The 19,713-nt window shown below is 57.5% G+C and carries 17 protein-coding genes; 7 read left to right on the forward strand and 10 right to left on the reverse strand.

The features are described from left to right. The first annotated feature begins 148 nt into the window (after positions 1-148). Positions 149-340, forward strand: coding sequence for a hypothetical protein (locus RLO149_RS24280; protein ID WP_245538195.1), 192 nt, complete (start codon positions 149-151; stop codon positions 338-340). Here RLO149_RS24280 and RLO149_RS21850 read toward each other — a convergent pair. From RLO149_RS21850 to RLO149_RS21865, 4 genes are read right to left on the reverse strand one after another with little or no spacing between them, the layout of a single operon-like run. Further along, positions 337-897 carry a PqiC family protein gene (locus tag RLO149_RS21850; protein WP_013984598.1) on the reverse strand — a complete coding sequence of 187 codons (561 nt, stop codon included), beginning with the start codon at positions 895-897 and terminating at the stop codon, positions 337-339. The genes RLO149_RS24280 and RLO149_RS21850 overlap by 4 nt on opposite strands. Then, positions 898-2,979 carry a PqiB family protein gene (locus tag RLO149_RS21855; RefSeq protein WP_013984599.1) on the reverse strand — a complete coding sequence of 694 codons (2,082 nt, stop codon included), beginning with the start codon at positions 2,977-2,979 and terminating at the stop codon, positions 898-900. After that, positions 2,972-3,631: a paraquat-inducible protein A gene (locus tag RLO149_RS21860; RefSeq protein WP_013984600.1), complete on the reverse strand. Its 660-nt coding sequence runs from the start codon at positions 3,629-3,631 to the stop codon at positions 2,972-2,974. The genes RLO149_RS21855 and RLO149_RS21860 overlap by 8 nt, the downstream gene beginning before the upstream one ends. Further along, a complete protein-coding gene (locus RLO149_RS21865) occupies positions 3,589-4,227 on the reverse strand; it encodes a paraquat-inducible protein A (protein ID WP_013984601.1) in 639 nt (212 codons plus the stop codon). Before RLO149_RS21865 ends, RLO149_RS21860 begins: the two co-directional genes overlap by 43 nt. 315 nt (positions 4,228-4,542) lie before the next feature. On the opposite strand from RLO149_RS21865, the gene dld reads away from it, so the two are divergent. The 4 genes from dld to RLO149_RS21885 all read left to right on the forward strand — a co-directional run bounded on the left by dld (position 4,543) and on the right by RLO149_RS21885 (position 9,224). Continuing rightward, a complete protein-coding gene (gene dld / locus RLO149_RS21870) occupies positions 4,543-6,264 on the forward strand; it encodes a D-lactate dehydrogenase (protein WP_013984602.1) in 1,722 nt (573 codons plus the stop codon). A gap of 125 nt (positions 6,265-6,389) precedes the next feature. Beyond that, on the forward strand, positions 6,390-7,160 hold the full coding sequence (locus tag RLO149_RS21875; protein ID WP_013984603.1) for a (Fe-S)-binding protein: 771 nt from the start codon (positions 6,390-6,392) through the stop codon (positions 7,158-7,160). A gap of 9 nt (positions 7,161-7,169) precedes the next feature. Continuing rightward, positions 7,170-8,576, forward strand: coding sequence for a LutB/LldF family L-lactate oxidation iron-sulfur protein (locus tag RLO149_RS21880; RefSeq protein ID WP_013984604.1), 1,407 nt, complete (start codon positions 7,170-7,172; stop codon positions 8,574-8,576). Between the two features lie 3 nt (positions 8,577-8,579). Then, positions 8,580-9,224 carry a LutC/YkgG family protein gene (locus RLO149_RS21885; RefSeq protein ID WP_013984605.1) on the forward strand — a complete coding sequence of 215 codons (645 nt, stop codon included), beginning with the start codon at positions 8,580-8,582 and terminating at the stop codon, positions 9,222-9,224. Between the two features lie 194 nt (positions 9,225-9,418). Here RLO149_RS21885 and RLO149_RS21890 read toward each other — a convergent pair whose 3' ends face one another. Both RLO149_RS21890 and RLO149_RS21895 read right to left on the reverse strand, forming a co-directional pair. Then, entirely contained in the window at positions 9,419-9,718 is a 300-nt protein-coding gene (locus RLO149_RS21890; protein WP_044025792.1) for a CcdB family protein, read from the reverse strand. Further along, positions 9,718-9,948, reverse strand: coding sequence for a type II toxin-antitoxin system CcdA family antitoxin (locus RLO149_RS21895; RefSeq protein WP_013984606.1), 231 nt, complete (start codon positions 9,946-9,948; stop codon positions 9,718-9,720). The genes RLO149_RS21890 and RLO149_RS21895 overlap by 1 nt, the downstream gene beginning before the upstream one ends. A 276-nt stretch (positions 9,949-10,224) precedes the next feature. On the opposite strand from RLO149_RS21895, the gene RLO149_RS21900 reads away from it, so the two are divergent. After that, positions 10,225-11,205: a LysR family transcriptional regulator gene (locus RLO149_RS21900; protein ID WP_013984607.1), complete on the forward strand. Its 981-nt coding sequence runs from the start codon at positions 10,225-10,227 to the stop codon at positions 11,203-11,205. On the opposite strand, the gene RLO149_RS21905 is transcribed toward RLO149_RS21900, so the two are convergent. Continuing rightward, a complete protein-coding gene (locus tag RLO149_RS21905; RefSeq protein ID WP_013984608.1) occupies positions 11,202-12,722 on the reverse strand; it encodes a trimethylamine methyltransferase family protein in 1,521 nt (506 codons plus the stop codon). The two genes, RLO149_RS21900 and RLO149_RS21905, sit on opposite strands and share 4 nt — an antisense overlap. 184 nt (positions 12,723-12,906) lie before the next feature. Here RLO149_RS21905 and RLO149_RS21910 point away from each other — a divergent pair, with 184 nt between their 5' ends. Then, positions 12,907-15,342 carry a GcvT family protein gene (locus RLO149_RS21910; RefSeq protein WP_013984609.1) on the forward strand — a complete coding sequence of 812 codons (2,436 nt, stop codon included), beginning with the start codon at positions 12,907-12,909 and terminating at the stop codon, positions 15,340-15,342. A 683-nt stretch (positions 15,343-16,025) separates the two neighbouring features. On the opposite strand, the gene RLO149_RS21915 is transcribed toward RLO149_RS21910, so the two are convergent. The 3 genes from RLO149_RS21915 to RLO149_RS21925 all read right to left on the reverse strand — a co-directional run bounded on the left by RLO149_RS21915 (position 16,026) and on the right by RLO149_RS21925 (position 19,658). Further along, complete coding sequence (locus tag RLO149_RS21915; RefSeq protein WP_158308179.1) at positions 16,026-16,223, reverse strand: SUMF1/EgtB/PvdO family nonheme iron enzyme; 198 nt, start codon at positions 16,221-16,223, stop codon at positions 16,026-16,028. 84 nt (positions 16,224-16,307) lie between these two features. Beyond that, positions 16,308-18,701, reverse strand: a complete 2,394-nt coding sequence (locus RLO149_RS21920) for an arylsulfatase (protein ID WP_013984611.1) — start codon at positions 18,699-18,701, stop codon at positions 16,308-16,310. A 15-nt stretch (positions 18,702-18,716) separates the two neighbouring features. After that, positions 18,717-19,658 (reverse strand): SphA family protein, encoded by a 942-nt coding sequence (locus RLO149_RS21925; RefSeq protein WP_013984612.1) that lies wholly within the window; start codon positions 19,656-19,658, stop codon positions 18,717-18,719. Positions 19,659-19,713 lie beyond the last annotated feature (55 nt).

Consider the following 19,713-nt stretch of genomic DNA (forward strand, 5'->3'; position numbering starts at 1 on the left):
TTGCCCTGCGCCCTGATCGGCTGGAACCGGCTCTGCAAGATGCACGCATTGCGGGCGCTGCAAATCTTGCCCGGCTCACAACATGGCTTGATGCGGAGGCGCAGTTAAGCTGGGTTGTGCCAAGGGCGGGGCGATCGGGCTGGGACGCTTGCCAATCGGGTGCGATAGTGACGCATTTGCAAAGCGCTTGCTGGGTGATCCCTACCGCACTTTTGTTTTGCCGGGCAGCGCTTACGGGCAGCCACAGCACATCAGGTTGGGTGTCGGTGGTGGCGCAACGGTCAACCTTGAAAAGGGCCTTGCCCGCGTGTCACAGGCGTTGCGCGACGGGTCGGCCTAGCGCAGACCGTTGCGCGCGATAAATACAGCCAGATCAAGAATGATCTGCCCGCGCGCTGATGCAATGGCCGATGGCCCGGCCAAAGGATCAAAAGCCACCGCCAGATCGAACAGCCCCGACCGTTCCCGACGGCCATCGGGGACTGCCACGAAATACTGGCCCGCCGCGCGGTACTGACCGTCGTCACCCGCTACAAGCGTTTCAAAGCGCACATCAAGGCGGGCATCGGGCAGGGATTCAAATGGCCAGGGCGAGGACGCCACACGTGCACGCGTGACCTGCGTCAGATACCGGCTCAGTTCCAGCGCTACGGCGCGGTCAGGTGTGTCGGCCCACAGCACGTCACCGGCGCTCAGGATGCGGCCATCCGCTGCCTGAAGGGTGATTTCATCATCAGCAGCATAGGCGGGCAGGGACACGTCACGCACTTCGACGGCGCGAAAGGCGATGGCCTGTGTTTGCGTCACTTGCGGCGATGTCACAGCATATCTGTCCGACACAGCGCCACAGGCCGAGAGGCAAATCAACACGCTCAAAAGAAAGGGAAAAGGTCTCATTTATCGTCCTCTGATCAGAGCGCTGGGATTGCGTTCGAGCAAACGTGCCAAGGCAGAAATAGCATTGGAGGCCTGCGAGATATCGCGCATGGCCGCCTGTGCATCCCGGCTGAGGACTTCGCCCTTGTTATATCCTGCGATTGTGGCGCTGGCCTCGTCAAAGACCTGCGTGATGCGATCCACCAGATCGGGCAGATCCTGTGTGGACAAGGCCACCGCGTCCGCTGCATTGCGCGCAGAAAGCAGTGTTGCATTTACGTTATCCACAGCACCCCCCTCGCGCAGTTCGGCAAGGGTGCGGTTCAATTCATCCAAAGCACCAGCAAGTGAGGCTGGCAGTTCCTGCATCGCTGGCGCGCTGACAACTGCGTCCGCCGACGCAAGCACGTCCGTGACCTGCTGGGTCAAATCCTTTAGGGGCAAACTGGCCGCCTCGGCCGCAACGCCTGCCAGTTCCGTCACCAGTTCTGGCAGCCCTTCGACCGACGTACCAACCGCGGTTGCCGCGGAGGTGGCTGCATCTATGGATGCAAGAATGCGCGCCACGCCCTGTTGTTCTTCAATCTGGGCGAGGATACCATCGAGCCTACCAAGGGCAATGTTCAGCGTGACCGGTATGTCCTGCACAGTCTGAGACGTGATCACACCGCGAATATCCCCAAGCAAACCGCGTAAATCTTCGGGCGCGGCCCTGATGTCTTCGCTCGACAGTAAATTCTCGGCCGATTGCAGAAATCCCATGACGCTGATCATGACTTCCTCGATGGGCAGGCTGTTGATCCGGGTGAAAACGCCCTCGACCGAAGCCGATGCATCAGAGATCTCACTGGGGGCGGATGGCATGCGGGGAATGGACCCTTCGGAGATCTCAACCCGGTCCGGCGGCGCATCGGGCAGCTGCACAAGTTCTATCTTCAACCCGCCGGTCAGAATACTGGTTGAGGCAAGCCGCGCGCGCAAGCCATTGCGCACCTGTTCTTCAAGGAGCATCAGCGCGGCTTGCGGCGTGATCTCTTCGGGCAGACCAAGGCGCGCAGGCTGGATGCCAAGAACAACGGCAAGTCTGACACGGCTATCCCCGTAGGTTTCAGGGTCCACAACACCTGACAGGTTCTCAACAGAACCGACGCGCAAACCACTCAGTTCAACCGGGGCGCCAAGCGTGAGGCCGGAGATATTTTCATCAAAGATCACCCGCACCTCAAGCAAGTCGACTTCGGAGGCGTTAAACACACTGTTGCGCGCATCGGTCTCAGACGCAAATACCTCAAAAACGGAGCCATCCCCCACCTGCTCGCCACCGGACACAAAAGTATCGAATGTTATGCCACCACCGAGCAATGACGCAACGGACGTAAAATCAATCTCGGCCCCTGCAGGCCCAATGGAAAAGCTGAAACCCGACGCGTCCCAAAACCGCGTGGATGGCGTGATCAATCGCCCGTGAGGTTCGTAGATAACCGCCTCGGCAATTGCGAAATTGCCTTCGGGCGAAATGCGGGCCGGGCCCACACGGCCGATTTCTATCCCGCGAAACAGGATGGGCGTATCAGCACTCAGGGTGCCGCCGGGCAAAGACCTGAGCGCGATCTGCAAATCTTCAGTGCCGGAATGATAAAGTGGCGCGCGCTCCAGACCTTTGAACTCGCTATTGGAAGGGCCGATGATACTGTCCCATGATCCTTCTACGAACACCCCGCTCAACACGGTATCGAGACCGGTTATGCCGCTGGCTGAAAATTCAGGTCGAACGATCCAGAAAGAGGCCGTTGAATCGACATATGGTGCAACTGATTTGTCCATGCGAATTCTTGCAACAACACTGCTCAGCCCCTCGCTGAACATCACCTCCTCGACGACGCCGACTTTGACGTCACGAAATCGCACTTCGGTTTCGCGTGGTACGATGCCTGCCGCATTTTCAAATTCGACCGTGATCATCGGGCCGCGCGCATTGTAGGTTTGAAATGCCACAAACAACGCCGTCAGCAACGCCAGAACCGGTATTATCCAGACAATGGACAGGCTGCTGAGGATGGACTTTTGCTCTTTTTCGATGAGGACCGGCGGGGCGTCACTCATTTTTCGTTCCCTCGTCCTGCGCGTTGATCTGATCCCATATCAAGCGGCTATCAAAAGACTGCGCGGAAATCATCGTGAAAATTACGGCAGAGGCAAAAAATATACTGGCCGCACCGGGATTTATCGTCACAAGCAGCTGAAGCTGCACCAACGATGACAGGATGGCCACCACAAAGATGTCGATCATTGACCATCGTCCGATGTATTCGACAATCTCAAAGAGCTTTTGTCGCTGGTGATTAGAAACCGTCGTTGGGCGGTGTATCGATATTGCCAGAAACGCAATGGCAAGGAATTTTCCAATCGGGATAGCCACAGATGCAAAGAGGATCACAAGGGCGATCCCGACGCTGCCATACTCGATCAATTCAACGGCACCGCCAACAATCGTGCTGTCTTGCACATAAAACAGCATACGCGTTTGCAGCATGGGATATATATTGGCCGGAATGTAGCACATCAGGCCGATCACCCAGAACGCCCAGACCCGTTGCAGGCTTTTTGGGTCACGGCTTTTCAACGCGTGTCCGCAACGGCCACATTTTGGCGTGCCCTCAGGCCAGACCTGATGACAGCGAATACAGCCCACCAGCCCCAGTTCGCGCGCGGTTAATATCTTTTCGGTCGGCTCAATGCGTTCCATACGGACCATCTACAGATTATATTTTCCTGCACAACGACAAGCAGCACAAGTGCGCTGAACAGCCAGAAAGCAGGCCCGAAAGTCACGTGAACCAGAGCGCTGACCTTGATGAGCGCAACGGCACAGCCAATTGCAAAAACCTCCGCCATGGACCAGGGCCGCAAGGCTTCGGCGACCCGAAAAGCGTCTGTCGCATAGGGCGCGGGCGCGCGATCGCGGACAAGCGGCACAATAACATACAGACAAAGCAATACCCGCAGCAGCGGAATAAAGAGGATCAGCGCCGCCGTTGTCAGAGATAGCACCGCCAATGGCCCATCGCTGAACACCAAAGCGGTTTCGAGGATCGAAACTGAATTGCTGATCCCGACGGCATCCACCGACAGAAATGGGAATACCGCCGCCGTGGAAATTAGGATCACGATCGACAGTGACAATGCGATAATCTGAAGCCCGGCATTTCGACGTGGCGTGATCAAAACCGTATCACATCGACTGCAAATTGCCTTTTCGCCATGCCCGGGTCGGGCAAGGGAAAACACGGCATCACAATTGGGGCATATGATGAGGTCCGTGCGGGGCAATGGCTTTGTGGCTTGTGTCATCGCGGGCAAGATAGCCTGTTTATACCAGTACTAAAACGCCTGTTTTTCGCCATGACGCCGCACGCGCATGAGATCCTCCTGCTGCGCGCAACATAAAGTACCAACGCAAAAGAGGGCATCTGTTGCAGCACGATCATTTGCAAGCCGCGCGCGCCGTTCCCTGTGTCAGATAAATGATGACGGTGCGCCGACCGGCTGATGGCCCAGCGTGGCAAACCACCTGCGACGCTGCGCCTATTGCGTCGAATGTCGGATTTCCCGATAATTTATCGTGTGACATGGTCGCCGCCCGATCCAGTCGCAAGGAGCAGACCTATGACAAATGACGATCTGATTGCAAAACTCAAAACCATCGCTGGTCCCCGGCATGTTTTGACGGGGGATCGCCAAACCGAACGATACCGTAAAGGATTCCGGTCGGGGGAGGGGGACGCAATCGCCGTGGTTGTACCGGGATCGCTGGTCGAGATGTGGGAGATCCTCAAAGCCTGCGTGGCAGCGGACAAGATCCTGATCATGCAGGCTGCCAACACCGGTCTGACCGAAGGCTCAACGCCAAAAGGGACGTATGACCGCGATGTTGTGATCCTGTCCACGTTGCGACTGGATCGCATCCACCTGCTGCGTGACGGACAGCAGATCGTCAGCCTGCCCGGTGGCACGCTTTTCGGCCTAGAAAAACAGCTTGCGCCCTATGGCCGCCAACCCCATTCCGTGATCGGATCGTCCTGCATTGGCGCGTCCATCATGGGTGGTGTGTGCAACAACTCCGGTGGTTCGCTCGTGCAGCGGGGGCCTGCCTATACGGAACTGTCGCTCTATGCGCAGATCACCCATGAAGGGCAGCTTGAACTGGTCAATCATCTCGGCATCAACCTCGGCAACAGTCCTGATGAAATTCTGACGCGGATCGACAATGGCGCATTCAGCGACACGGACCTCAGCGAGGATGCGGGCCGCGCCTCGGATGCAGGCTACCCCGAACGGGTCAGCGATGTGGACGCCGATAGCCCTGCAAGGTTCAACGCCGATCCCCGCACCTTGCACGAAGCCTCCGGATGTGCCGGAAAGCTCGCGGTTTTTGCGGTGCGGCTGGATACCTTCCCCATCGCGACAGGTGAAAAGGTATATTACGTCGGCACGACTGATCCCGCGCAGCTGACCGAATTGCGCAGGCGGGCCCTGACGGAATTACCAGAGCTGCCGATCAGCGGTGAATATCTGCACCGCGAGTGTTTCGATATTGCCCGCAAATACGGCAAAGATACGCTGCTGATGATCAACTGGCTGGGGACGGATTTTCTGCCCAGGATTTTCGCCATGAAGGGCGCGATGGATGCGCGCTTTGCCAAGGTTCCGTTTCTGCCCGCGAATCTGGTCGATCGGGTGATGCAGATCGCCTCGAACATCCTGCCCGAAGCCTTGCCCAAACGGATGATGGATTTTCGCGCGCGCTTCGAACACCACCTGATCCTCAAGGTCAGCGCGCACAGCATCGCCGGGACCGAAAGCATCCTAAATGACACGGTTGGGCCTGACGGCTGGTTTGCCTGCGATCCCAAAGAGACCAAGAAGGCGATGTTGCATCGGTTTGCCGCTGCGGGCGCCGCGATCCGGTATCATGCGGTCCATCCCGGCACGACGGAGGATATTCTCGCACTTGATATCGCGCTGAAACGCAACGACCGTAACTGGGTCGAGATGCTACCGCCCGAAATCGAGGATCAATTAGTTGCCAAGATGTATTATGGCCATTTCTTCTGCCACGTCTTTCATCAGGACTATGTGGTCAAAAAAGGGTGCGATCCTAAGGCGCTGAAAAAACAGATGCTCGCCCTGCTGGACACGCGCGGCGCCGAATACCCGGCAGAGCATAACGTCGGGCACCTTTATGCGGCGAAACCCGCGCTGGCCAATCATTACAAAACGCTTGATCCGACGAATTCGTTCAATCCCGGTATCGGAAAAACCTCGCGAGAGCGATACTACGGCGCGCCTTGCGGCTGTGGCGCGGATCACACGGCGACGGCTAAGTAAATTAGACGTTTCCCATCCACCCCTTCACAACAGCTAACGGTTGTCGTGGCAGAGATTATGTACCACCATGGCGTTGAGAGCGTCTTGGCAAGAAGACGTTCGCAGCGCGCAATCAGGAGCCGTCCATGACAAACAACCGCGGTCCCCACGTCGGGTTTTTCGTAACCTGCATCGTGGATTCCATGCGCCCCAATATCGGGTTTGCAAGCCTCAAGCTGCTGGAGGACGCCGGATGCATTGTCGAGGTGCCAACGGCGCAGACCTGCTGTGGCCAACCTGCCTTTAACAGCGGCGATGACGCCACAACCAAGGCCATCGCCAAGCAGGTGATCGAAGCCTTTGAACCCTATGACTATCTCGTGGTGCCGTCCGGGTCCTGTGCGAGCATGATCCGCAGCCACTACGCGGAGCTTTTTCAGGATGATCCGGCGTGGCAGAGCCGCCAAAAGGCGGTCTGCGCGAAAACATGGGAAGTGCTCAGCTTTCTGAGCGACGTAATGAATTACACACCCAAGGCCACCTATCAGGGCACCGCCACCTATCACGACAGCTGCTCGGGTCTTCGGGATCTCGGTGTGCACGATCAACCGCGTGCGCTGCTTGCTCATGTACAGGGGCTGTCCGTTGTTCCCTTGGAAGGCAACAACGAATGCTGCGGCTTTGGCGGCACATTCTGCGTAAAATACCCCGAGCTTTCCACAGCGATCGTGAGTGACAAAACCGACAAGATCAAAGCGACACAGGCCGATACGCTGCTCGGCGGTGACATGGGTTGCCTGATGAATATGGCTGGAAAGCTCAGCCGGGAAGGGCGCGATGTGCGGGTGTTTCATAGCATTGAAGTTCTGGCTGGCATGGCAGATGGGCCGGGCATCTGTGCGCCCAGACTGAAATAGGGCATTCAGATGGAACAAACCTCTCACCACTTTAACGAAAACGTCAGGCGCGCGCTGGCTGAGCCGACGCTGAAAACCGCCCTTGATCGCACCACAACGCTGCTGCGCACCCGACGCGCAAAGGTCATCGATGCGTTTCCCCAATACGCCAAGGCCCGCGAAACGGCGCAAAAGATCAAAGACCACACGCTGGACCATCTGGGCCATTATCTGCGCCAATTTGAGGAAAACGCGCGGGCAAATGGGGCGCAGGTGCATTGGGCGGCAACACCAGAAGATGCGCGCCGGATCGTGACCGACATTTGCCGGGCTGAGAACGCCAAGACTGCCACGCGCGTAAAATCGATGCTGGGCGAGGAAATCGGCATCGCGGAAGCCCTCACCGAAGCCGGGGTTGAGCGGATCGAAACCGATCTTGCAGAACATATTATCCAGCTGGCCGGTGACCCGCCGTCTCATATCGTGATGCCAGCGATGCACAAAACACACGAACAGGTTGCCGAGCTCTTTGCGCAAAAGCACCAGGATCCGGGCACCAAGCAAGACATTCCCTCGCTCGTTGAAAGTGCGCGACGCGAATTGCGCCCCAAGTTCATGAATGCCGATATCTCGATTTCGGGTGCAAATTTTCTGATCGCGGATACCGGATCCTTTGTGACCATCACCAACGAGGGCAATGCGGAGCTGACCACGACGCCCCCAAAAACCCATATCGTCACCGTCGGTATCGAAAAAATGGTGCCCAGCCTGAAACATGCTGCCGTTTTCATCAGGCTGTTGTCCCGTGCCGCCATTGGCACTGAAATCACGCAATACACGACCTTCTATAATGGCCCGAAGCGGGCAGGCGACCGGGATGGCCCCGAGAACCTGAATATCGTTCTGGTGGACAATCATCGCTCAGACATGCTGTCAGACTTCCTGCGACCCATGTTGCGATGCATTCGCTGTGGGGCCTGCATGAACCATTGCCCGGTCTATGCGACCGTGGGCGGTCACGCTTATGGCGCGGTCTATCCGGGGCCGATGGGATCGGTGCTGACACCCGCCATGACGGGTTTGAAGGGGTCGAAAGACTTACCTAATGCCTGTACGTTGAACGGCCGTTGCAAAGAAGTCTGCCCGGTCAATATACCCCTGCCCGACATGCTGCGGTCCTTGCGCGCGCGCCAGTTTGAGAGCGGAATGGTGACGCCTAAAGCCAAATGGAGCCTCAAGCTCTGGGCGATGTTGGCGACACGGCCTGCACTTTATCATTTTTGTACGACGATCGCGAATATCAACTTGCGTGTTCTGGCGCGCGGGCAGGGAAAAATCAGTGCAGTGCCTTTCGCCGGTGGCTGGACCCGTACCCGCGACTTACCACAGCCCGAGGCGGGCACATTCATGCAGCAATATCGCAAGCAACAGAGGTAAAGCATGTCGCGCGACAGCATTCTGGCCAAAATTGACGCAGCAACGGAAGCGGGGTCCAAAGCGGAGATTGACGCCCTCGCCGCAGAGCTGATTTCCGAGCCCGACGGATATCGCGCGGAAATAGCGCCACAGCCCTTAGATGCACGTTTCATCGAAAAAGCGACCTCCGAAACTGTGACGGCCACCGTCGAAAAACTATCGTCTCTGTCAGATATTCCCACGGCAGTTTCTGCCTACCTGACAGCCAAGGACCTCAAACCAAAAATTGCGGTGCAACCCAAAGGGTGTCTCACAAACCTGGACTGGTCCGGTCTGGAAACCGTGGATCATGCTCAGATGAACGAGCCTGTCGCTATTACTTTTGCAGACGCCGGGATTGCCGAGACCGGCTCACTCGTGTTTTTCACCGGACCCGACGCACCCGTCCTGTTGAACTTCCTGCCGCTCCACCATTTGGCCGTTGTACGCAACAGTACAATCAAGGCCTATATGGAAGACATCTTTGACACCTTCGGAACAACCCGCACAAAACAAGGCCGGAGTTGTAACATCATCACAGGCACCAGCGGCACCGCTGACATCGAGGCGCGGAACGTACGCGGCGCGCATGGCCCGCGGTTCATGCACATCCTGCTTATTGCTGACTGAGGTCAAGAGCGGGGAAACTACTGGCAGACCGCAAGCTCCAGAGCCGCTCGGAACAAAGGCCACGGTCGCAGTAGATTATAGCGGGCGTGCTATGATTTCGTCCCGCCTCCGCCTTTTGGCATTTCATAACATAATGTTCATTACAGGCTAACACTCTCGGCTGTCACTCCCACTTACCGGCAGTGTGCTGGTACTTAAAAACCCTGCATCAGCATATCGACCGCAGCCGTAACTTTCTCAAACTCTTCATCGAGTTTTCCAACGGCGGAATTAAGCATGCTGGTCGGTACAGCCGCCATAAACTGTGTGACCATGACCACTGACTTACCATCAAGCTCAAAGACAGGGTTCAGTCTCGTCGCCGGTTTTGGTGCTTTTGACGGTGGGAGCAATGGCACCACCACGCGGGTGTTCAGATCGCTGAGCAGATCCGTTTGGACATCTAATAAATAGCCGTCGCCGGATGGGCTGGGATACACATCATATTTGGGCATCAGAACTGGCGGTATCGATCAAGTGGCAAGCCATTCTTCTCGACGTATGCGTTAGAGCTTCGAATAGCGGCCGCATTCTCAACTTTCCATTGTTCCGACTTAGCTGCTGAAACTGCACTTCGAACCCCGTCCTCTGCCGCGCGAGACAGATTGACTTTCAGCGCCTTGGCTTCTGCAAGCAAAGCAGCGTCCAACGACAGATTTGTAGGCTTCCGTGTATGAGAGTTCATGTGATGGCCTCCTTGAATGAAATTACACTTAATAAATATACCCGTCAATTATGCGCATATAATATGCTTATAGAGTTCATCTTAGGTTAAGCCAGATACCCGCTCTGGGTTGTCGCACGGGCAAGTACCGGAGTAGCTTCTAGCATTGGGTTATGCTGCAAAAAAGTGGGAAGCCTTTGACCTGTTGGCTTTGTCCACATTTCCGATTTGATTGGCGTTGTGCGCTGATTTACGCGATGTATCTGCGAGACGGATTCGGACCGGACAGATGCTCCTATGGCGACACCCTCTTCTCACAAAGATCTCAGCCTGAAGTGGCTTGAGCTTTTCCAGACCTATGCACGGACACATTCTTTGCAGGCGACGGCCAATGAGACGGGGTTGTCTGTCAGCACGGTTTCCCATCATTTGCGCAGCCTCGAAGAACATCTCGGCGTAGCCCTGTTTGATCACGCCCGCAGGCCGATGGTTTTGACGCCGACGGGCCGTAACTTTCTGCGCAATATTGCTCAGGCGATGCAGGGTATTCGCAAGGCAACGGCAGAGGCATCTTCGGGCAATGTTGCGGATGCTTCTTATCTGCGCGTCGGCACGATCGAGGATCTGGACAGCGATGTCACACCAGAACTTGCTGTTCATCTTTCCCAGAAGATGCCCGACTGCAACTTCCTCTACCATACCGGCACCAGCCATGAGATCGTCAAGATGCTGCGCCATCGGGAGTTGGATCTGGGCATTGTAACCTCGCCCGCAAAATCCTTGAACGACCTGATCGACTGGCCACTGCTGCGTGACCCTTTCGTTGCGGTTTTACCAAAGTCCGCGGAGTCTTCTCTGCCTGATATCGTTGCCGGGCACACCAAGCTGCCGTTCCTGCAATTCTCGAGTGACCTGATCATCGCGGCTCAGATCGAAGCACAATTGCGCCGCTTGGGGGTCGAATTGCCCAACAAATTTGAATGTGGGAACAACCAGACACTAATGGCGATGGTCGCGGCGGGTGCCGGTTGGACCATCACGACACCTTTGCTGTTCTCCCGTGCAAGACGGTTTCAGCCCAAGCTGCAAATGCACCCTTTTCCGGGCAAGAGTTTCGGGCGCACCCTGTCCTTAATTACCAGCCCGGATTGTGCCCGGTCCGTCATCGATCTGGTCAGCCACAAGCTGCGCAGTGAATTGAGCCAGCAGGTGATTGCACAGACGCATCGCGCCATTCCGTGGCTCAAGGATCAGTTCACTCTGATAGACCAGGTTTAGTCCAGCAAGATGTTGAAGCGCGCTTTGATTTCGCGCTGCTGATCCGGTGACAGGTAAGCGGGCTTATGGGTGCTCAAAACCGCGCGCACGTGCTCATTGGCCACGCTCCATGCATCCTTGGCCCCGTTTTCCGCCCAAGTGCGCGGCTGTTCACGGTCGGCATGTGTCGGGTAAAAGTAGTCTCGCTCCATCGCCGCCAAGGTTTGTGCGCTGCCCAGAAAATGCCCATCCCCAAGCACCGCCTCCAGAATGGCGTCGTATCCGATGTTGTCTGTCGACACCTCGATACCCCGCAACGCGCGGTAGGTGTTCGAGTGCATTTCATCATCCAGAATGAACGCCTCAAAACTGACCCCCAGCAAGGATGCCGTCATACCTGAACTCTCGTAAATCAAATTGCCCCCCGCGAGGGCTGCCGCCATGGATGTCAGCCCCTTTTCAGCGCCGTATTGGGCGTCGATGGCTTTGGCATCTGTCATGGAACAGGCCACGCCAGACACCAGCCCCAGCCAGTTGGACAGTTGCGCAGAGGCGGCATTCAGCACCGCCGTTTCCCCACTGCCGCCCGCGAATGCACCGGTACGCAGATCAATCACCAAAGGCCAATTGGAAAAGATCATCGGATATCCGGGTTGGATCGCGTGGACCATCACAAGGCTGGCAAGAGTTTCGGCCAGCGATTGCGCCAAAAACCCCGCCATCGTGGCAGGTGCCGTCGCACCGGCTTGGGCAGCGGTGATGCAGGACATCGGGATGTTGTGTGCGATGCATTCATAGACGACATCAACCGCGTCTTCACCAAACCGCATGGGCGAAATGATCGGGCTGATGTGGGCCTTCATGAAGGGCCGTTTGGCGAATTCGCCAGCACCGCCCGCCGCAATGTCCAACATCTCGACGATGGGGGCGACATGCCCGGCCAAGGTAAAAGACGTCGCGGTCGGTTTGGTTGTGTTCTTCAACAGGGCGTAGACGGTGTTCACGTCGAGATCAAAACTATCCGCGATATCTGTTGCCACGCAGCACCGGGTGTACCAGCTGATATTGGGCAAAGTGTCTTGCAAGCGCGTAAAATCATGCAGGTCTTGGAGCGTCGAAGGGCGGTAGAGCCGACTGTCCAGATCCAGTGTTTGCACCGCAGCCCCGCCAGTCCCGAAATGCACCGCCTCATCGCCCACCGTAATCGAGCGGGCCGCGTCACGACCATGAAGGACAAAAGAGGTTGGTGCCTGATTGATCGCTTCTTCGACAAGCCGGGGCGGGAAGGTGATGCGACCGGGTGCACCATCCTTGGCACCTGCTGCCAAAAGATCGATGCGCAACCGCTCTGGCACCTCCCCCAGACCAAGATTTACGAGGAGTTTCAGCGCAGTATCGTAAATGCTCTGCAGTTCATCGTCGCGCAGTGGTTTATAGGTGCCACCGGTTTGCCCCGGCGGACAAGGGTCGACCACAGGCTTAGCTGCACGTTGTGCCAGCCGCTTTTGGCGTCCTGCGCGCGTTGTCGCACTGCACATGCTGTTCAGTCCCCGATAACCTGTTTCAGTAGAACACCCTGTTGCGATGTTTGCCGCAACAGAACTGTCATAAATTCGGATTAATCGAAATTGATTTCCTATTTTATGAGATTAGATGCCCGAATCTTGTATCAGGACGGAAATTATTGCTCTGTTCCATCGCATTAAATCTCAGGGGACAGACATGAAATCACGCACGAAGGTTGTGGTCATCGGTGGCGGAATCGCCGGATGCTCAACACTGTATCATCTGACCAAAGAGGGCTGGTCCGACGTCGTTCTGATCGAACGCGATGAGCTGACCTCGGGCACTACATGGCATTCAGCGGCGCAGGTGACAAACTTCGGCATGAACCAGACGATGGTGGGGCTCAAAACCCACTCCATCCAGTTGTATAAGAAACTGCGCGACGATCCTGAGTATCCCGTTGGCTATCACCACGGCGACGGCGGCATCCGGCTGGCCAATACACCCGAACAAATGCAGGCCTACCGTCATTTTGCCTCAATGGCGAAGGGCATGGGCACGACCTTTGAAGTGATCGATGCTGAGGAATGCGCCCGCCGCCATCCGCTTATTTCAACGGACAACCTGTTGGGCGGTCTGTGGGATGGCGAAGACGGTGACATTGATCCCGCGCAGCTGTGCCAGGCGCTGGCCTTTCACGCGCGCAAAGCCGGTGCAGAAGTCTATCGCCATACGAATGTCACCGCGCTGACGCAGCACAAAGATGACACGTGGACGGTTGAGACGGACAAGGGCAGCATTGATGCTGATATCGTCGTGAACGCCTGCGGCTACCGCGTGAATGAAGTTGGCGGCATGATGGGTGTGCATCACCCCGTCGCCTCCATGGAACATCAGTATTTCGTCACCGAAGACATCCCGGCCATCGCAGAGGCCGGCCACCGCATGCCGCTGCTGCGTTGCCCGATCTCTGACTATTATTCGCGGCAGGAAAAGAACGGCCTCTTGGTAGGTTTCTATGAACAGGACTGTAAAACATGGGGTATGGATGGCATCAGCCCGAGCTTTGCCAATGATCTGTGCCCTGACGACCTTGACCGCGTGATGGACGTCCTTGAGGGTGCGTTTGAACGGATGCCTGCCTTGGCTGAAGTTGGCATCAAACGCGTCGTGAACGGCCCGATCACCTATACCATCGACGGCGCGCCGTTGGTCGGTCCAATCCCCGGCAAGCGTAATGCCTACTGTATCATCGGCTTGCGCGCGGGTGTGGGCGAAGGGGGCGGCCATGGTTGGCTGCTCGCGCAACAGATCGTGCATGGCGAAGCGCAATACGACACATGGGTCATCGACCCGCGCCGCTTTACCGGACATACCAATGTCGAACTGACGGCATTGAAGGCCATTGAGGACTATCAGAACGAATTCCGCTTTCACTTCCCGCATGAGCATCGCCCTGCCGGTCGCAATGCCAAAACGACGCCGCTGACGCCGATCATGGCGGCGGAAGGAGCAGAGTTCACGGTTGTGAATGGCTGGGAGCGGGTCGACTACATCAAGCCGTCGCCGGACTTCCACCCGACCCTCAGCTTCAATTTTGACGAAGCCTTCGACGTCATCGGTGAAGAAGTCCGCAATGTGCAGGAAAATGTCGGCCTGTGTGAGGTCAATGGTTTTAACCGTTTCGAGATCACCGGTGCGGACCGACACCGCTTTTTGGATCGGATGTTTTGCGGTGCAGTCACCAAAAAGGATGGCCGGGTCGGCCTTGGCTATCTGCTGAACCACCACGGCAAGATCAAGGGTGAGGCGACTGTTGCCAATATCCCCGCCTCTGACCGGGGGCCTGCGCGGACTTGGTACGGGTCGGCGGCGGCATCTGAATATCACGACATGGATTGGCTGACCGCGCATTTGGGTGCCGACGAAGACGTGCAAATCAGCAGTCTGACCAACGATCAAACGATCCTTGTGCTGGCAGGTCCCAAAGCGCGTGACGTGCTGTCAGCCTGCGCGCGCGGCGATTGGTCCAAAGCCGCCTTTCCATGGTTGTCGGTGCGCGAAGCTTTCATCGGGTTCTCTCCGGTCACCGTTTTGGGCGTCAGTTTCTCGGGCGAGCTTGCCTATGAAATCCACGTGCCGAACGCGTCGCTCTACGCCGTCTATCTTGCGCTGCGCGCAGCGGGACAGCCGCATGGCCTCACGCTCTTTGGCACACGTGCGGTCGACTCGATGCGGATGGAAAAGGGTTTCATGCATTGGAAAGCGGACCTTCTTACCGAATTCGATCCGTTTGAGACGGCGCTGGACAGGTTCGTGAAACCAGAAAAGGGCCCGTTCATCGGTCAGGAGGCTTTGCAAAAGCGCATGGCACACGGACCCACCCGCAAACTTGTGACCCTAAAGATCGGCAGCACGACGACACCAGCCCATGGCGGCGCGTCTTTGATGCAGGGCGATACGGTTGTCGGCACCATTACCTCGGGTGATTGGGGCTATCGCGTGGGCCTGAATCTGGCCTATGCCTTTGTCATGCCGGACATGGCCGAGATTGGCCGCGTCATGCAACTGGACCTCTGCGGTGAACTGGTCGCAGCCGAGGTCATCACCCCATCACCCTATGATCCCGACCACGCACGGATGCGGGCGTGAACAGCGTGACGGAAAGCGCGGATGACGGCGTTGTCATCGTCCGCAACCGGTGGAAGATCTTGGGCAACAGGACTGAAGAGGCACTGTTATATTGAGTATGCGACGGCATGTGGTTTAGGTCATGTCCCATTGAGACATGTTCAAGCAGCGCTGCTTTCCGAAGGGTGTGATCCTGCTGGCCGTATGCTGGTTCTGCAGATACCCGCAGTCATGCCGCCATGCGCGCGATCTTCCGTGGCATATGGATAAAAACATATATCCGAGCAAACAGCAGATGGTGCTACCTTGGGCGGGCTGTCGATCATCTTGCTCAAATGATTGATTCCGGCTGACAGCCCGAAGTGCTGCAAGGGCCTTTATGCGCCAGACAAGTGATGCCGTCCGCTACTAAAAGCCCGTGACGGTTATTTCTGACAAAGCCAATAGCCACGCAAAGGTGATCGAAGAGGTGGATTTTGGAGACGGGCCTGACGACCGAAACGTAGCTTTCGAAGGCTCGCAACGGCCAGGAAACTCAGTTAATGCAACCGTTGCGTCTGAAGGCGAACGGGAGCCGAAGGAATGTGGGCGTCAAGTTTCCCGGACCCTCCGGCGCGCGCCAATTCGCACCGATAAACCACCGCCACCATCCGTTGGGATCGGCGCGCAAGGCCCTTTCGACTGTGGTCACATAGCCCGTTACTTCAACGAAAGCTCTGAACCGGGCTGGTGACTTCGATACGACCGATCATGAAAGGGTCGACGGCCACCTCTGCTACAGGGAGTTCTTCACGGTACTGCCGGTCTGATCCCATCTGAAAAGTGCCACGCTCCATTAGGATCAATTCCGTCGCAAACGTGACCTTGGCGACCGTCCAGCTAACCAGAAGAGCGATAGACATAGAAGTCTTGCGAGCGCGCATCCCAATGCCGACCCGGCGTTCGACCTCCATCGTTCCATTCACGTTGGATTATCGGACTTTTCATCAATCGTCCAATGCGGCTCCCTGTGTCATCTGCACGTTGTGAATAGTGCCATCGAAGGCGAAGGGACGGCTTTCTTCATAGCTCAAAGACACGGGCGAACCGAGGTCGCGACCGACATCGAAACTCTCGGTCGCGGTGAAGGCTGCCGGCACGGTGCGTGGCACCTGAACCGTGGCCGCCTCTTCGCCATTGATCTTGATGAGTACATCCGCCGCCGCTGCGGGTTTCGCGATTGTCGTGTCGATAATGATCTTGTGCCGACCTGCCGGAATCGGATCGGTCTTTACCTGCGTGTTTTCGATGATGAGCATGTTGTACTCATAAGTCAGCACACCATCCTCGACATAGACGGACAGGCCGCCGCCAGCGCCGCCGACTGCGTAGAGCACGCCGTTCGCGGCCTCGCCGAACTCGGCATCGATGATCACGCGGGTCGACTGACGACCGATGCCCGGTGCTGCGAACTCGGGCATCCGCTTGGTCTCGGGTCCGAAGGTCCAGCTGTCATAGGCCGAGGTGATCCGATCCTCGGGATGGATGCGCAGCCAGTTGCCCGCCCCGATGGGAAAGTCCTTGTTGTCCTCCGCCACCTCCAGAAACCGGGCTTGCAGCTCGGCCAGCTTGTCCGGCATATCCGCCGCCAGATCATTGGCCTGACTGAAATCCTCCGTCAGGTTGTAAAGTTCCCAAACGTCGTTGTCGGAATCCCAATCAGCGATCCCGGCAGCCGAACCTGCGCTGTCCCATGGCGTGAAAGGCCCGAAGGTGCCCGCGAACCAGCCGTCCAGATAAATCCCGCGGCTGCCGTTGTTGTCAAAGAACTGTTCGGACTTCTGCGGCGCGGCCTTTGCATCCGTGAAAGTATACGCGAGGCTGACGCCGTCCATGGGCATCTGGGAGAAGCCATTGACGACGTCGGGATGCGGGATGTCGAGCAACTCGTAGACCGTCGGGGCGATGTCGACGACATGGTGAAACTGGGTGCGCATTTCGCCATCATGAACGACCCGGCCCGGCCAGTTGACGACCATCGGATTGCGTGTGCCGCCAAAATAGGCGCCCATCAACTTGGTGCCCTTGAACGGCGTGCTCCCCGCCCAGGCCCAGCCCGCATGGTACATGTTGTCGGTGCGCGGGCCGCCCAGCTCCTCGATCCCGCCGATCTGATCGAGCGCCTCTAGTTGCTGTTCGATCGTGTTGGGAACGTTGTTCTGCGCCAGAAGTTCACTGATCGAGCCGCGCTGACCTTCGGCGGAGGATCCGTTGTCACCGAAAATGTAGAAGATCAGGGTATTGTCGCGCAGGCCCCGGCCATCCAACCCGTCGATCAGCCGACCGGCCTGCGTATCAGTATGCTCAACGAAACCGGCGAAGATCTCCATCAACCGCGTCTGGAAGTCGTGTTGATCCGCAGGGATATCGTTCCAGCCTTCCAGCGTCTTGTCGCGCGGGGTCAGTTGCGTGCCCTCGGGGATCACACCCATCTCCAGTTGCCGCTGGAACGTGGTTTCGCGGTAGGCGTCCCAGCCGTCGTCAAACTGGCCGTCATATTTGTCAGCCCATTCGGGGAAGATGTGGTGCGGGCCATGCACGCCGCCCGGTGCCCAGTACATGAAGAAAGGCTTATCCGGATCGAAGGCGCGGTAATCGTCTAGCCAGCGCAGCGCGTCGTCCACGAGGTCCTCGGTCAGGTGATAGTCGGGGTCGCCCACGGGCGGTTCGACCGCATCGAGGTTTCGCGTCAGCCTTGGCTCCCATTGCGAGGTTTCGCCACCAAGAAACCCATAGAAATATTCGAACCCATATCCGGTCGGCCAGCGGTCCTTTGGCCCGATCGCCGTCGTCTCGATCGCGGGCGTGTTGTGCCACTTACCGAAGGCGGAGGTGTGGTAGCCGTATTCCTTCAAAACCTCGGCGATGGTCGCCGCCTCCTTGGGGATGACGCCGGTATAGCCGTCAAAGGCCACCGCACGCTCTGCGATGGTACCGGAGCCGACACGCGTGTGGTTGCGCCCCGTGAGCAGAGCGGCACGGGTGGGCGAACAGATTGAGGACGTGTGAAACTTGGTGAACGAGATGCCTTCAGCGGCAAGCGCGTCAAGCGTCGGCGTGCTCACCGCTCCCCCGAAGGTCGAAGGGATGCCAAAGCCCACGTCGTCCAGCATGACGATCAGGATGTTCGGTGCGTTCTCTGGCAGACGCTCTACAGGGTCGGGCCATTGCATCGTGCTGTCCTGAAGACGTCGGGCGGTTGTGCCTGCCATGGGTTGTTCCGGGAACGGCAAGACCGAGCCGTCGTTCTGGGTGCCTGCCTCCTGCGCTTGGACGGAGACGGCAAGGACCGTTGCGGCGATGGCCGAGAAAAGCGTGGGAACCGAGGTTAGATGAGACATCGGGTGGTCCTTTGATCAGAAAGCATAGGAAAGGGACAACATGTAGAGATTGCCGGACAGCCGGTCCTTGGCGTCGATATCAAAGAGCGCCTTGGCGGTGACTCCGATAGAAGTGCCTCCGACGGGCACATTCCATTGCGCTACCGGACCGAGGCCGTAGCTCCAGGCTTTGATGTCTGAGGCGTCCAAGGGGCCGACCACGTTGCCCTCGTCGGCTTCGACTTGGGCGTAGAAGTATCCACTGATGCCAGCGGTGAAGCTCTTGGAGACATGTTGTGCGACGGTCCAGTCGAGGTGAACTTCTTCACCTGTTCTATAATCTGTATCCGGGTTTTCCCAGTTATGAAGATACCCGAAATTCGCGGAGACTTCGAACCCGGATTGAGGATTGAACCAGCTATAAGCGCCGCCGATTTCGGCCGTCCAGTAGTTGCGACTGGTGTTCAGCGCCTTGTCCGGGTCAAAGCTGCCAGTCGGCGCGTAGGCACCAAGCTTGAACGTGAAATGATGCTTGTCCTGCGACCAGTTCAAAAGGACCGGCGCGACGTAGAGATCGGCAAAGCCGGAGATGGACCTGCCGCGGGTAAAGCCGCCGGGGTCCGTCACGACCTGCCCGGAAATATCCGCGTCGAGCACATAGGTCAGAACAACAGACCCCCCATAACGCGCGCCGAAAACTTCGGTATCGGTCAGCCATGACAGCCGGGTCGTGTTGAGCCATGCCTGCTGATTGGCAGATCCTACCGCGAGACCGTTTCGCACATGGGCCCCGACATCGTAGTCGTAGAACCATGTGTCGTTGCGCAGGTAGACGCCCGCCGGTCCGAAGACGCCAAGCAGGAACTCGCCTTGTGTGCCGGGAACGTAGTGGCTGCCGCCGCCCTCGCCAGCGAAAGCGGGCGATCCACCGCCCACGACGCCCGCCGCCATGATCGCAGCGATGGCAGGTTTACGCATGACGCTGGGCATCCTGCCTGTCAGGCTGTGGCGGCATTGTGTAGGATTATCATAC

It is taken from the genome of Roseobacter litoralis Och 149 (genome assembly GCF_000154785.2).
Lineage (GTDB): Bacteria > Pseudomonadota > Alphaproteobacteria > Rhodobacterales > Rhodobacteraceae > Roseobacter > Roseobacter litoralis.

What these genes read in the sequence shown, in the direction of transcription:
- dld (WP_013984602.1), top strand. Translation starts at nt 4,543, where the DNA reads ATGACAAATGACGATCTGATTGCAAAACTCAAAACCATCGCTGGTCCC.
- RLO149_RS21860 (WP_013984600.1), bottom strand. Translation starts at nt 3,631, where the DNA reads ATGGTCCGTATGGAACGCATTGAGCCGACCGAAAAGATATTAACCGCG.
- RLO149_RS21915 (WP_158308179.1), bottom strand. Translation starts at nt 16,223, where the DNA reads ATGTCTATCGCTCTTCTGGTTAGCTGGACGGTCGCCAAGGTCACGTTT.
- RLO149_RS21890 (WP_044025792.1), bottom strand. Translation starts at nt 9,718, where the DNA reads ATGCCCAAATATGATGTGTATCCCAGCCCATCCGGCGACGGCTATTTA.
- RLO149_RS21880 (WP_013984604.1), top strand. Translation starts at nt 7,170, where the DNA reads ATGGAACAAACCTCTCACCACTTTAACGAAAACGTCAGGCGCGCGCTG.
- RLO149_RS21925 (WP_013984612.1), bottom strand. Translation starts at nt 19,658, where the DNA reads ATGCGTAAACCTGCCATCGCTGCGATCATGGCGGCGGGCGTCGTGGGC.
- RLO149_RS21865 (WP_013984601.1), bottom strand. Translation starts at nt 4,227, where the DNA reads ATGACACAAGCCACAAAGCCATTGCCCCGCACGGACCTCATCATATGC.
- RLO149_RS21920 (WP_013984611.1), bottom strand. Translation starts at nt 18,701, where the DNA reads ATGTCTCATCTAACCTCGGTTCCCACGCTTTTCTCGGCCATCGCCGCA.
- RLO149_RS21885 (WP_013984605.1), top strand. Translation starts at nt 8,580, where the DNA reads ATGTCGCGCGACAGCATTCTGGCCAAAATTGACGCAGCAACGGAAGCG.
- RLO149_RS21910 (WP_013984609.1), top strand. Translation starts at nt 12,907, where the DNA reads ATGAAATCACGCACGAAGGTTGTGGTCATCGGTGGCGGAATCGCCGGA.
- RLO149_RS21850 (WP_013984598.1), bottom strand. Translation starts at nt 897, where the DNA reads ATGAGACCTTTTCCCTTTCTTTTGAGCGTGTTGATTTGCCTCTCGGCC.
- RLO149_RS21900 (WP_013984607.1), top strand. Translation starts at nt 10,225, where the DNA reads ATGGCGACACCCTCTTCTCACAAAGATCTCAGCCTGAAGTGGCTTGAG.
- RLO149_RS21855 (WP_013984599.1), bottom strand. Translation starts at nt 2,979, where the DNA reads ATGAGTGACGCCCCGCCGGTCCTCATCGAAAAAGAGCAAAAGTCCATC.
- RLO149_RS21905 (WP_013984608.1), bottom strand. Translation starts at nt 12,722, where the DNA reads ATGTGCAGTGCGACAACGCGCGCAGGACGCCAAAAGCGGCTGGCACAA.
- RLO149_RS21875 (WP_013984603.1), top strand. Translation starts at nt 6,390, where the DNA reads ATGACAAACAACCGCGGTCCCCACGTCGGGTTTTTCGTAACCTGCATC.
- RLO149_RS21895 (WP_013984606.1), bottom strand. Translation starts at nt 9,948, where the DNA reads ATGAACTCTCATACACGGAAGCCTACAAATCTGTCGTTGGACGCTGCT.